At 69.0% G+C, this 12,183-nt stretch carries 13 protein-coding genes; 10 read left to right on the top strand and 3 right to left on the bottom strand.

The window, feature by feature from the left end; translation table 11 throughout:
• The first annotated feature begins 32 nt into the window (after positions 1–32).
• Entirely contained in the window at positions 33–953 is a 921-nt protein-coding gene (locus tag KD1_RS04285; protein WP_281177582.1) for a heme o synthase, read from the top strand.
• Between the two features lie 42 nt (positions 954–995).
• On the opposite strand, the gene KD1_RS04280 is transcribed toward KD1_RS04285, so the two are convergent.
• The 3 genes from KD1_RS04280 to KD1_RS04270 all read right to left on the bottom strand — a co-directional run bounded on the left by KD1_RS04280 (position 996) and on the right by KD1_RS04270 (position 3,449).
• Positions 996–1,925: a COX15/CtaA family protein gene (locus tag KD1_RS04280; protein ID WP_245627273.1), complete on the bottom strand. Its 930-nt coding sequence runs from the start codon at positions 1,923–1,925 to the stop codon at positions 996–998.
• 64 nt (positions 1,926–1,989) lie between these two features.
• Positions 1,990–2,745, bottom strand: coding sequence for an ABC transporter permease (locus KD1_RS04275; protein ID WP_068398026.1), 756 nt, complete (start codon positions 2,743–2,745; stop codon positions 1,990–1,992).
• Positions 2,742–3,449 carry an ABC transporter ATP-binding protein gene (locus tag KD1_RS04270; RefSeq protein ID WP_068398119.1) on the bottom strand — a complete coding sequence of 236 codons (708 nt, stop codon included), beginning with the start codon at positions 3,447–3,449 and terminating at the stop codon, positions 2,742–2,744. Before KD1_RS04270 ends, KD1_RS04275 begins: the two co-directional genes overlap by 4 nt.
• A gap of 60 nt (positions 3,450–3,509) precedes the next feature.
• Between KD1_RS04270 and KD1_RS04265 the strand changes: the two genes are divergently transcribed.
• The 9 genes from KD1_RS04265 (at position 3,510) to KD1_RS04225 (ending at position 12,160) form a co-directional block, all read left to right on the top strand.
• Complete coding sequence (locus KD1_RS04265) at positions 3,510–4,280, top strand: helix-turn-helix transcriptional regulator (RefSeq protein ID WP_083542060.1); 771 nt, start codon at positions 3,510–3,512, stop codon at positions 4,278–4,280.
• Positions 4,277–5,698: a Fe-S cluster assembly protein SufB gene (gene sufB, locus KD1_RS04260; RefSeq protein WP_068398023.1), complete on the top strand. Its 1,422-nt coding sequence runs from the start codon at positions 4,277–4,279 to the stop codon at positions 5,696–5,698. Before KD1_RS04265 ends, sufB begins: the two co-directional genes overlap by 4 nt.
• Before the next feature lies 1 nt (position 5,699).
• On the top strand, positions 5,700–6,884 hold the full coding sequence (sufD, locus tag KD1_RS04255) for a Fe-S cluster assembly protein SufD (protein ID WP_068398020.1): 1,185 nt from the start codon (positions 5,700–5,702) through the stop codon (positions 6,882–6,884).
• A complete protein-coding gene (locus tag KD1_RS04250) occupies positions 6,881–7,219 on the top strand; it encodes a non-heme iron oxygenase ferredoxin subunit (protein ID WP_068398017.1) in 339 nt (112 codons plus the stop codon). The genes sufD and KD1_RS04250 overlap by 4 nt, the downstream gene beginning before the upstream one ends.
• A 58-nt stretch (positions 7,220–7,277) precedes the next feature.
• A complete protein-coding gene (gene sufC, locus KD1_RS04245; RefSeq protein ID WP_068398014.1) occupies positions 7,278–8,039 on the top strand; it encodes a Fe-S cluster assembly ATPase SufC in 762 nt (253 codons plus the stop codon).
• A gap of 1 nt (position 8,040) precedes the next feature.
• Entirely contained in the window at positions 8,041–9,363 is a 1,323-nt protein-coding gene (locus KD1_RS04240; protein WP_245627272.1) for an aminotransferase class V-fold PLP-dependent enzyme, read from the top strand.
• 2 nt (positions 9,364–9,365) lie between these two features.
• Positions 9,366–9,824, top strand: a complete 459-nt coding sequence (sufU, locus tag KD1_RS04235; RefSeq protein WP_068398011.1) for a Fe-S cluster assembly sulfur transfer protein SufU — start codon at positions 9,366–9,368, stop codon at positions 9,822–9,824.
• Positions 9,821–10,195: a metal-sulfur cluster assembly factor gene (locus KD1_RS04230; RefSeq protein WP_157073163.1), complete on the top strand. Its 375-nt coding sequence runs from the start codon at positions 9,821–9,823 to the stop codon at positions 10,193–10,195. The genes sufU and KD1_RS04230 overlap by 4 nt, the downstream gene beginning before the upstream one ends.
• A gap of 171 nt (positions 10,196–10,366) precedes the next feature.
• Positions 10,367–12,160: a BNR-4 repeat-containing protein gene (locus KD1_RS04225; protein WP_157073162.1), complete on the top strand. Its 1,794-nt coding sequence runs from the start codon at positions 10,367–10,369 to the stop codon at positions 12,158–12,160.
• Positions 12,161–12,183: the final 23 nt, after the last annotated feature.

Raw genomic sequence — 12,183 nt, 5'->3', positions numbered from 1 at the left:
TGACTGCAGTCGAGTCGACCACGGACACCCAGGTGGGCCCCGCGCAGCGTTGGCGTCGGACGGTGCGCAATTACATTGCACTGACCAAGCCGCGCATCATCGAGTTGCTGCTCGTCACGACGGTGCCGGTGATGTTCTTGGCGGAGCGCGGTGTCCCGTCGCTGTGGCTCGTCGTGGCGACCCTCATTGGTGGCTCGCTCAGCGCCGGGGCGGCGAACACCTTCAACATGGTCTACGACCGGGACATCGACGCGAAGATGGCCCGCACGGCGCACCGCCCCCTGGTCACCGGTGAGGTGAGCCCGCGCGCGGCCACGATCTTCGGGTTCGTGCTGACGATCGCCTCGACGGTGTGGCTGTGGGCCTTCGTCAACCCGCTCTCGGCGATGATGTCGCTGCTCGCGATCGTGCTCTACGCCGTCGGCTACACGATGATCCTCAAGCGCCGCACCGACCAGAACATCGTCTGGGGCGGCATCGCCGGGTGCATGCCGGTGCTCATCGGCTGGTCGGCCGTGACGAACTCGCTCGACTGGCCCGCGCTGATCCTCTTCCTCGTCATCTTCTTCTGGACCCCGCCGCACTACTGGCCGCTGTCGATGCGGTTCAAGGAGGACTACGCCAACGCCGAGGTCCCCATGCTGCCGGTGACCGCGTCGATGACCAAGGTGTCCACCCAGGTCGTGCGGTACGCGTGGCTCATGGTCCTCACCTCGCTGACGCTCATCCCCGTGGCCCCAATGGGCTGGATCTACACGATCGGGGCGCTGCTCTCCGGCGGGCTGTTCCTGGCCGAGGCGCACCGCCTGCACGCCGCGGCCAAGCGCGACGCTCCGCAGCGTGAACTGCGCCCCATGCGGCTGTTCCACTACTCGATCAGCTATGTGACCATCCTCTTCCTCGGGGTGGCCATCGACCCGCTGCTCTACCTGCCGTTGCCCGGCCTGAACTGACCGCCCGCCCGGTCACCGGCGACCGGGCCGACGGAGCGTCGTTCAGGCTCGTTGGCCGGAGCGGTCACGCAGGCCCATCATCCCGTAGACCAGGGCAACGACCAGCGCCGCGGCGCCGGCCATGTGCAGGACGACCAGCCCCTCTGGCAGCTTGGTCAGGTACTGCACGTACCCGATGACGCCCTGGATCAGGGTGACGAACATGACGACCCCCCAGGCTCGGACCGGGCGACGGTCGGTGCCGGTCAGCGTGGTGGCCAGGAGCATGGCGGCCACGAGCCCGACGAAGAGCATGACCGCATCGGCGTGCAGCCACGAGATGGTCCGCGGATCGAAGCCGAAGCGGGCCGGGTCGTCGGCGTCGCCGGAGTGCGGGCCGGAACCGGTGACCACGGTCCCCAGGACGATGACGAGGGCGCCCACGGCGCTGGTGAGCCACCCGGCCTGGACGACCAGCCGCGGCACCAGCAGCCGGGGCGTGGCGCTCGTCTCGAACACGTGGAACCAGACGTAGGCGGACAGGGCCACGATCGCCGCCGACTGCAGGAAGTGGAAGGCGACGGTGATCGGGTGCAGCCCGAGCAGCACGGTGATTCCGCCGGCGATGGCCTGGGAGGCGACCCCGCCGAGCACGAGCCACGCCGGGATGGTCAGCGACCGGCGGCGGTCGCTGTGGCGATAGACCTCGATGATCAACCAGATGGCCAGGAAGCCGACCAGACCGGTCAGGGTGCGGTTGCCGAACTCGACGTATTTGTGCCAGCCCTCGGCCTGCTCCACGGTCGGCACGTAACTGCCGGGGGTGCACTGCGGCCACGTCGAACAGCCCAGACCCGACCCGGTGACCCGCACCACCCCGCCGGTGATGATGATCATCACCTCGGCGAGCAGGTTGAGCAGCGCGGCCCAGCGCAGCGTGGCCGGAACTCGGCTGCGCGTCGGGGAGATCGGGGCGGTGGCGGTGGCATTCACGCGGACCCACGCTACCGCCCGGCCGTGGGACCACCTCAACGGCTCCATGCTCGGGTGGTCGCGGTCAGTCCCGCCAGCGGAACGTGCGGATGGCCCACAGGGTGAAGAGCGCGCCCCACACGATGAGGACCAGGTGGGACATCCACGGCCACGAGCCGTGCAGAAGCGGTGCCCGCATGCCGTCGCCCAGGGCCGCCGAGGGCGACCACCGCACGATGTGCGATACCCCCGCGGGCAGGGTGTCGACCGGCAGCAGCACCCCGCCGAGGCCGAGCAGCAGTACCCAGACGAGATTGGCCAGAGCCAGCACCGCCTCGGCCCGCATCCATCCGGCGAACGCGAGGGCCAACGCGACGAAGCACCACGCGCCGAGCACGAGGGTGACCAGTGCGGCGGGCACCCCGATCCAGCGTGGGTGCCAGCCGAGCGCGAGCCCGAGGGCACCGAGCACGACGGTCTGCAGGGCCAGGACCACCAGCACCCCACCGGCGCGGCCGAGAAGCAGACCGCTGCGACCCAGCGGGGTGGTGCCGAGGTAGCGCAGCACGCCGTAGCGACGATCGAAGCCGGTCTGGATGGCCTGTCCGGTGAAGGCCGTGGAGATCACGGCGAGCGCCAGGGTGCCAGGTGCGGCCACGTCGATCCGTCGGTCTGGCCCGAGGTCCGGGTACGAGGCGTACGTCAGCGCGACCAGGGCCAGCGCCGGCAGGACCAGCGCGACGAGCAACTGCTCACCGTTGCGGAGCAGGATCCCGGCCTCGAACCGGGCCTGGGCCAGGGCGCGGGTCAGGAACGGCGCCGGTGCGGGGGTCGTGCTCACGAAGGGCTCCAGGTCAATGAGAAGTACGCGTCCTCGAGGCTGCGGTCGCCGGCCACCTGAGCCGGCGTGCCGTCCGCGACGACCCGGCCACGGTGGACGATGACGATCCGGTCCGCCAGTCGCTCGGCCTCCTCGAAGGAGTGCGTGGTCACGACCACGGCCGCCCCGCGTGCGGCCGTGTCCTGGATCAGCGACCACACCTCGCGGCGGGCGTGCGGATCGAGCCCGGCCGAGGGTTCGTCGAGGAAGGCGACGTCCGGTCGGGCCAGCAGGGCGGCCGCGAGGGCGACCCGCTGACGCTGACCACCGGAGAGCCGTCGCACGGGCGTGGCGGCGAAGGTGTTGATCTCCAGGCGGTCGATGAGCGCGTCCACGTCGGTCGGCCCGGCGTGGAGGCGGGTGAGGTGGGAGAGCAGCCGGGCGGCCGAGACGCTTTGGGGGAGTCCGCCGTCCTGGAGCATGACTCCGACGCGGGCGCGGTGCTCCGGTCCGGCCTCCCACGGGTCGACGTCGAGCACGCGGACGGTGCCGGCGTCGGGTCGCTGCAGCCCCTCGAGGCATTCGATCATCGTCGTCTTGCCGGCGCCGTTCGGGCCGAGGACACAGGTGACGGCACCCGGGTCGGCACTCCACGAGGCGGAATCGACGGCGACGACGGCGCCGAAGGTTTTGCGCAGGTCGGTGACGCGGACGTACGGGGGCACCGGAGCAGTGTAGTGCCGCAGAATGGCCACCGATTTCACACCGGCGCGGATTTAAGTAACATGGGGCTTGTGTTTATCCAGGACCGCACCGAGGTCACCGACCCCACGGACCCCAGCGCCACGACGCGCGCTCGGGTTCTGGCGGTCGTGACCGAGCGCGGTCCGGTCAGCGCCGTCAGTGTCGCCCAGGAGCTCGGGATCACCCCGACGGCGGTCCGCCGGCACCTTGATCTGCTCCTCGAGGCCGGCACGATCGAGGTCCACCAGGCGCCGGCCGGCACCCGTGGCCGGGGGCGACCGGCGAAGTCCTTCGTCGTGGCCGAAGCCGGCCACACCGCGCTCCGCGGTGAATACGACGAACTGGCCACCGACGCGATCCGCTACCTGGCCGACACGCTCGGGCCGGCCGCGATCGAGGCGTTCGCCTCGGACCGGGTGGCCAAGATCGAGCAGCGGTACCGCGCCGAACTCGACGCGGCCGGCGACACGCCCAAGGTGCGCGCCGAGGCGTTGGTCGCGGCGCTGCGCCGCGACGGCTACGCTGCATCGGCACGACCCACCGGCACCGGCTCCGACCCCGATTCCGGCCTGGGGCTGCAGTTGTGCCAGGGCCACTGCCCGGTGCAGCACGTGGCGACGGAGTTCCCCCAGTTCTGCGATGCCGAGACCGAGGCCTTCGGGCGACTGCTGGGCGTGCACGTCCAGCGGCTGGCCACGTTGGCCCACGGCGATCATGTCTGCACGACCTTCATCCCGGCGGCGGCGCTCGGTCGCACCCCGCTCGACACCCGCCACCCGACCGACACCCCCACAGAGAGGTCCCCGCGATGACCAGCAACATCGAAGAGCTCAACCCCGGGCTCAAGGACATCGGCCGGTACGAGTACGGCTGGCACGACGCCGACACCGCCGGCGCCTCGGCGCAGCGCGGTCTGAGCGACGCAGTCGTCAATGACATCTCCGCCCGCAAGTCCGAGCCGGAGTGGATGACGAAGCTCCGGCTGAAGTCGCTGCGCCTCTTCGACAAGAAGCCCATGCCCTCCTGGGGTTCGGACCTGTCCGGCATCGACTTCCAGAACATCAAGTACTTCGTGAAGTCCACCGAGCGGCAGGCCACCTCCTGGGAGGAGCTGCCCGAGGACATCAAGAACACCTACGACAAGCTCGGCATCCCGGAGGCGGAGAAGCAGCGCCTCATCGCCGGCGTCGCCGCCCAGTACGAGTCGGAGGTCGTCTACCACCAGATCCGCGAGGACCTGGAGGAGCAGGGCGTCATCTTCGTCGACACCGACACCGGCCTACGCGAGCACGAGGACCTCTTCAAGGAGTACTTCGGCTCGGTCATCCCGCCCGGCGACAACAAGTTCGCCGCGCTGAACACGGCCGTATGGTCCGGTGGCTCGTTCATCTACGTCCCGCCGGGTGTGCACGTCGACATCCCGCTGCAGGCCTACTTCCGCATCAACACCGAGAACATGGGCCAGTTCGAGCGGACCCTGATCATCGCCGACGAGGGCTCCTACGTGCACTACGTTGAGGGCTGTACGGCGCCGATCTACAAGACCGACTCGCTGCACTCGGCCGTCGTCGAGATCATTGTCAAGAAGAACGCGCGCGTGCGCTACACGACGATCCAGAACTGGTCGAACAACGTCTACAACCTCGTCACCAAGCGCGCGACCTGCGCCGAGGGCGCGACGATGGAGTGGATCGACGGCAACATCGGTTCCAAGGTGACGATGAAGTACCCGGCCGTCTTCCTCCTGGGCGAGCACGCCAAGGGTGAGACCCTCTCGATCGCGTTCGCCGGCGAGGGCCAGCACCAGGACGCCGGGTCGAAGATGGTCCACGCGGCGCCGAACACGTCGAGCTCGATCATCTCCAAGTCCGTCGCCCGTGGCGGTGGCCGCACGTCCTACCGGGGCCTGGTTCAGGTGCTCGAGGGATCGACGAACAGCAAGAGCAACGTCGTGTGCGACGCCCTGCTTGTCGACACGATCTCGCGCTCGGACACCTACCCGTACGTGGACATCCGCGAGGACGACGTCCAGATGGGCCACGAGGCGACCGTCTCGAAGGTCTCCGAGGACCAGTTGTTCTATCTGATGTCCCGCGGCATGTCCGAGCAGGAGGCCATGGCGATGATCGTGCGTGGGTTCGTCGAGCCCATCGCACGCGAACTGCCGATGGAGTACGCCCTCGAACTCAACCGCCTCATCGAACTCCAGATGGAAGGATCCGTTGGCTGACATGAGCCTGCTCGACACCACCCCCGCTGCCCGATTGCAGCCGCAGCAGGCCAATGGCGCCAGCCCCGAAGGTCCGGTGACCTCACGTGGCGACCGGGTCACGTCCTGGGACGTCGCCGACTTCCCGACCCCGCACGGTCGCGAGGAGGAGTGGCGCTTCACGCCGGTCGACCGGATCGGCACGCTCCTCACCGAGGGTGCCACCGACGGCACACTCGTCTGGGAGACGACCCTGCCCGACGGCGTGACGCTGACGGAGATCAGCCACGAGCGGGCCCGTGAGCTCGGCGCCAAGGCGCCCGGCGACCGGCCGGCCGCCCTGGCCGTGGCCAACTCGACGGGCGCGCTGCACCTCGACATCAGCAAGGAACTCGAACTCGAGCAACCGGTTAGGGTCGTGCTCCGCGGTCAGGGCGACGCGCCGGTCTTCGGTCACGTCGTCGTCACGACCGGTCGCCACAGCCGCGCGACCGTGATCGTGGACCACCAGGGCCACGCCGAGGTCTCCGAACTCGTCTCCGTCATCACCGGCGACGGCTCGGACCTCACGTTGGTCAGCGTCCAGGACTGGGACGACACGACGCTCCACCTCTCGGAGCAGGACATCCACGTCGGTCGTGACGCGACCGTCAAGCAGATCGCCGTCACCCTCGGTGGCAAGGTGGTCCGACTGTCGACCAACGCCACCTACGCCGGGCCCGGAGGCTCGTTCGAGGGCTTTGGCGTGTACTTCGCCGATGCCGGTCAACACCTGGAGCACCGGCTGCTCGTCGACCACGAGCAGCCGCACTGCCGCTCCGAGGTCGAGTACAAGGGTGCACTGCAGGGTGAGGGTGCCCACACGGTCTGGATCGGGGATGTCCTCATCCGTGCCGCGGCCGAGGGCACCGACACCTACGAGCTCAACCGCAACCTCATCCTCACCGACGGGGCCCGCGCCGACTCGGTACCCAACCTCGAGATCGAGACCGGCGAGATTACCGGGGCCGGCCACGCCTCGACGACCGGCCGTTTCGACGACGAGCAGTTGTTCTACCTCATGAGCCGCGGCGTGCCCGAGGACGACGCCCGACGTCTGGTCGTGCGCGGCTTCTTCGCCAGCATCGTCAGCCGCATCGGGGTGCCCGAGATCATCGGTCACGTCATGTCGGTCATCGACGCCGAGCTGGAGGCCAGCCCGCTGTGAGCGAGACCAGTGAGTTCATCCGCGTCTGCGCACTGGACGAGTTGCCCGCCGAAGGCGGAGCGAAGGCGGTCATCGACGGCCGGGACGTGGCCATCGTGCGCACCGACGAGGGCGTGTTCGCGATCGACGACACCTGTACGCACGCGAACGTCTCGCTCTCCGAGGGGGAGGTCGAGGGCTGTCTCATCGAATGTTGGCTCCACGGATCGCAGTTCGACCTGCGCACCGGCGAGCCTCGCCAGTTGCCCGCCACCGTCCCGGTCGCGGTCCACCAGGTCAAGGTCGAGAACGGCGAGGTCTTCGTCGCGCTTGCCCAGAATGCGCCCGTGGTCTGAGCGACCCGCCCACCACCGCGCACCCACCACAGACGTCGAAGGAAAGAGAACGAGCAGCATGGCAACCCTGGAGATCCGCGACCTGCATGTCAGCGTCCAGACCGAGGACGGCCCCAAGGAGATCCTCAAGGGCGTCGACCTGAGCATCAAGTCCGGCGAGACCCACGCGATCATGGGCCCCAACGGCTCCGGCAAGTCGACCCTGGCCTACTCCGTGGCCGGGCACCCGAAGTACACCGTCACCTCCGGCACGATCACCCTCGACGGGGCCGACGTGCTTGCGATGAGCGTCGACGAGCGTGCCCGGGCCGGTCTGTTCCTGGCGATGCAGTACCCGGTCGAGGTGCCGGGCGTGACGGTGTCGAACTTCCTGCGCACCGCCAAGACCGCGATCGACGGCGAGGCCCCGAAGCTGCGCACGTGGGTCAAGGACGTCAAGGGCGCCATGGCCAACCTGCGCATGGACCCGGCCTTCGCCGAGCGTGACGTCAACGCCGGGTTCTCCGGTGGTGAGAAGAAGCGCCACGAGATCCTCCAGCTCGAACTGCTCAAGCCGAGCATCGCCGTGCTCGACGAGACCGACTCCGGTCTCGACGTCGACGCGCTGCGCATCGTCTCCGAGGGCGTGAACCGGGCCCAGGCCGAGAACGGCACCGGCATCCTCCTCATCACGCACTACACGCGCATCCTCAACTACATCGCCCCCGACTTCGTCCACGTGTTCGTCGACGGTCGGGTCGCCGAACAGGGCGGCCCGGAGCTCGCCGCGCAGCTCGAGGCCGAGGGCTACGACCGCTTCACCGCGGCCCAGCAAGCGTGAGGTGAGCACCACGTCCACGACAGCCACCACCATCGCCCCGGTCAGCCCGTTCACCGAGGCCGACTTGGCCGCGATCCGGGCGCAGTTCCCGATCCTGGAACGCACGGTCCGCGACGACCAGCCCTTGGTCTACCTCGACTCCGGGGCGACCTCCCACTCACCGCTGCGCGTCCTCGACGCCGAGCGTGACTGGTACCTGCGGCTCAACGCCGCTCCGCACCGGGGAGCACACGCACTCTCGGAGGAGGGCACCGAGGCGTACGAGAACGCGCGCGAGCGGATCGCCGCGTTCATCGGCGCTGGAGCCGACGAGTTCGTCTTCACCAAGAGCGCGACCGAGTCGCTCAACCTCATCGCCTACGCCTTCCAGAACTCGCCGCACCCGCTGTACCCGGGCAGCGAGCGGTTCGCGCTGCGCGAGGGTGACGAGGTCCTCGTCACCGAGCTCGAGCACCACGCGAACCTCGTGCCCTGGCAGGAGGTGACCCGCCGCACCGGCGCCACCCTGCGGTGGATCCCGATGGGCGAGCACGGCCTGCTCGACCTGACCGATCTCGACTCCCTCATCACGGAGAAGACGAAGGTCGTCGCGCTCACCCACGTGTCCAACGTGCTCGGCACGATCAGCCCGGTCGCGAAGATCGCCGAGGCCGCCCACGCGGTCGGTGCGCTCGTCGTCCTCGACGCCTGCCAGTCGGTGCCCCACCTACCGCTCGACGTCACCACCCTCGGCGTCGACCTGCTCGCCTTCTCGGGTCACAAGATGCTCGGCCCGATGGGGATCGGTGGTCTGTGGGGTCGCGCCGATGTCCTCGCCGACATGCCGCCGTTCCTCACCGGCGGATCGATGATCGAGCAGGTCTTCATGGACCGCTCGACCTACATGCCTCCGCCGGCCCGATTCGAGGCCGGTGTGCCGGCTGCGGCTCAGGCCATCGGTCTGGCCGCCGCCGTGGCCTGGCTCACCGAGGTCGGGATGGAGCGCATCCACGCGCACGAGCAGTCGCTGACCCGGCGGTTCCTCGACGGATTCGCCGAGCGGGACTGGGTGAATCTGCTCGGCCCGGCCGGAATGCAGGATCGCGGCGGCGCGTTGGCCTTTGATGTCCCCGGGGTGCACGCGCACGACGTCGGTCAGGTGCTCGACGCCCACGGTGTCGCGGTGCGGGTCGGTCACCACTGTGCCTGGCCACTCCACCGCGCGCTGGGGATTCAGGCCAGCGCCCGCGCCAGCCTGGCCGTCTACAACACGCCGCAGGAGGTCGACGCCTTCTTCGCGGCACTCGACCAGGTGCCGGCCGTCTTCGGCATCGAACGGAGCTGACCTTGGACCTGTACCAGGAGTTGATCCTCGACCACTCCAAGCACCCTCGGGCCGCCGGCCTGCGTGAGGGCTACGTGGCGGAGGTCCATCACATCAACCCGACCTGCGGCGACGAGGTCACGCTGCGGGTGCACGTCGACGGCCAGGGCGACCAGGCCACCGTGTCCGATATCTCCTACGACGCCCACGGCTGCTCCATCTCGACCGCGTCGACCTCGATGCTGGCCGAGGAGGTCATCGGTCACACCGTGGCCGAGGCCCTCGAGACCCACGCGGCGATGAAGGCCATGCTCACGTCCAAGGGCAAGGATCCCGGCGACGAGGAGGTCATCGGCGATGGGGTTGCCCTGGCCGGTGTGGCGAAGTACCCGGCGCGCGTCAAGTGCGCCCTGCTTGGGTGGATGGCCTTCACCGACGCCCTGATTCAATCCGGCACGATCGCGCAAGGAGCGAAGGCATGAGCGAGAACACCCCCACCACCGTGGTCGACCCGGTGACCCTCGAGCCCATCGCGGCCCCGGGTGGCACCAACGTCGCCGACGTCGAGGAGGCGATGCGTGATGTCGTCGACCCCGAACTCGGCATCAATGTCGTCGACCTCGGACTGGTCTACGGGATCACCATCGACAGCCAGAACAACGCCATCCTCGACATGACCCTCACGTCGGCGGCCTGCCCACTGACGGACGTCATCGAGGACCAGACGAACCAGGCCCTCGAGGGCCTCGTCGAGTCGGCCCGCATCAACTGGGTGTGGATGCCGCCGTGGGGCCCGGACAAGATCACCGAGGACGGTCGCGAGCAGTTGCGCGCGCTCGGCTTCAACCTCTGATCCACCCCGAGGCCTGCCGAAACCGGTCAGGGCCCTGAGGATCCACGCGGTTCTCAGGGCCCTGACCTGCGCTGATCTCGTGTTAGCGTGACCACGGGCCGGCCCCGGGGCGCCGCACTCGATCACGAACCGCAACACGAGCCGTCACCTGTGACGGGTGGGAGGACAGTCGTGCCACGACACGCCAAGGTCAGGCCGGGTCGGCGCCGCGTCGGCGCCGTGACGTCGGGTTTGGTGCTCGCGCTGGCGGTCCCGTCCCTCGCCGCGGGCGCCGATTCGTCGCCGGTCCCGGAGGTGACGGGGCCCGATGTCAATGCCCCCGCCGCGGCGGCGGATGTGCGACCCGTTGGCCCGGTGGCCGACGAAGCCGTTCAGTCGAGATCCTCCGCCCCGCTGGACACGACCCGCGACACCCCCGCCTTGGCGGCCGACGTCGCGGCCGCGCCCGCTCCGGTCGCGGCCGACAGCAACCGCAAGATCGCCCGGATCGTCACCAACGGAGCCTGGTCCTGGTTCATGGATCCGCGCGTGCTGCGCACCTCGCAGCAGACGTACTACGGGTCGGTCACCAACGATGCCCGCATCCAGGTGACGGCCGTACGAAGCTCCGACGGTCGTATCAGTCACAAGACCTTGACCACGCTCATCGCCGACGACCACGTCGCCCCGGCGCTGACGCGAACGCCGGACGGCCGGATCGTCGCCTTCTGGGCCGGACACTCGAACGCCTCGCCGCCGCGTTACCGCATCACGGACAAGACCGGCAACGTCGCGACGTTCGGCGGCACGAAGTCGTTGAAGGGCTCCGGGATGGAGACCAAGGCCTCGACCTACAGCCAGATCATCCAACTGTCGAACTCGACGTACCGGTACTGGTACTTCACTCGCCGTCAGTCAGATCGCTCCTGGGTGGTGACCCGCAGCAACGACCTCGTGAAGTGGACCAAGGCCGTCCGCCTGTGGACGCCTCCGCACCCGACCACCGAGGAACTGGGGACGCCGTACCCGAAGTTCGCCACCGACGGCCGCAGCCGCATCGACTTCGCGGTCACCGATTCGCAGCAGACCAACCGGCTCGAGACCTCCGTGTACCACTTCTCGTACACCGGCGGGTACTTCCGCACCTCCACCGGGCGCAAGATCCGTTCCATCGGCGGGTTGGGTCGGGTCGGATCCATGCGCATCGACCAGGGCACGAAGATCTACGACGGCGCCGGCGTGGACGGTGCGGCACGCATGTACGACCTGGCCCTCCTCGACGGCCGGCCCGTCGTCGTGGTCAACACCTGGGCCGATGGCGACTTCACGTACAAGTGGGCCCGGTGGAACGGCAAGGCGTGGGTGCTCAAGACGCTGCGCCGCAATCAGGACCCCCTCGGCCAGCCCGGTGGGATCACCTTCGACCGGGCCGACCCGCGCAAGGTCTACCTCGTGCGTGACCAGCGGGCCACCGGTCAGCGTGAACTCGAACAATGGGTGACCCGTGACCTGGGCACGACGTGGTCGACGCGCGGTCTCACGGCTGGGTCGGAGCAGGCCAACCGCACCCCGGCAGCGCCGTACGGCAGATCGACCGGTCACGTTTCGGTCGCGTGGCTGAACGGCCGGTACGAGGCCTTCAACGGGGGCCGCTACTGGACCGAGATCTGGGCCGAGACCACCAGCTACCGCCCGGTCACGATCACGCCCAAGTGGTCGAAGGTCTGGTACCAGGGCGGGTCCGTCACCGTGACGTTGCGCCAGGGAGTCCGGGGGGTGGGAGCGCCGAACGTGCGCGTGGCCGCGGCCATCAAGCGGCCCGGCAGGAGCACCTACTCCGTCGTCACGCGCGGCTCGACCGCCGCCGACGGGCGCGTGAACCTCAAACTGCCCAACGTGAGCAAGGGCACCCGCGTCAAGGTCTACTCCTACAGGGCGAACGACTGGGGCTTCGCGACCACGGCCAGTGTCAAGGCACCTCGCTGAGCATGATCGGGGGTCGCGCCGCA

The organism is Kribbia dieselivorans NBRC 106261 (genome assembly GCF_001552435.1).
Classification (GTDB): Bacteria; Actinomycetota; Actinomycetes; order Actinomycetales; family Dermatophilaceae; genus Kribbia; species Kribbia dieselivorans.
The sequence above is the reverse complement of the archived record's forward strand: the minus strand, read 5'-3'. Positions and strand labels throughout refer to the sequence as shown.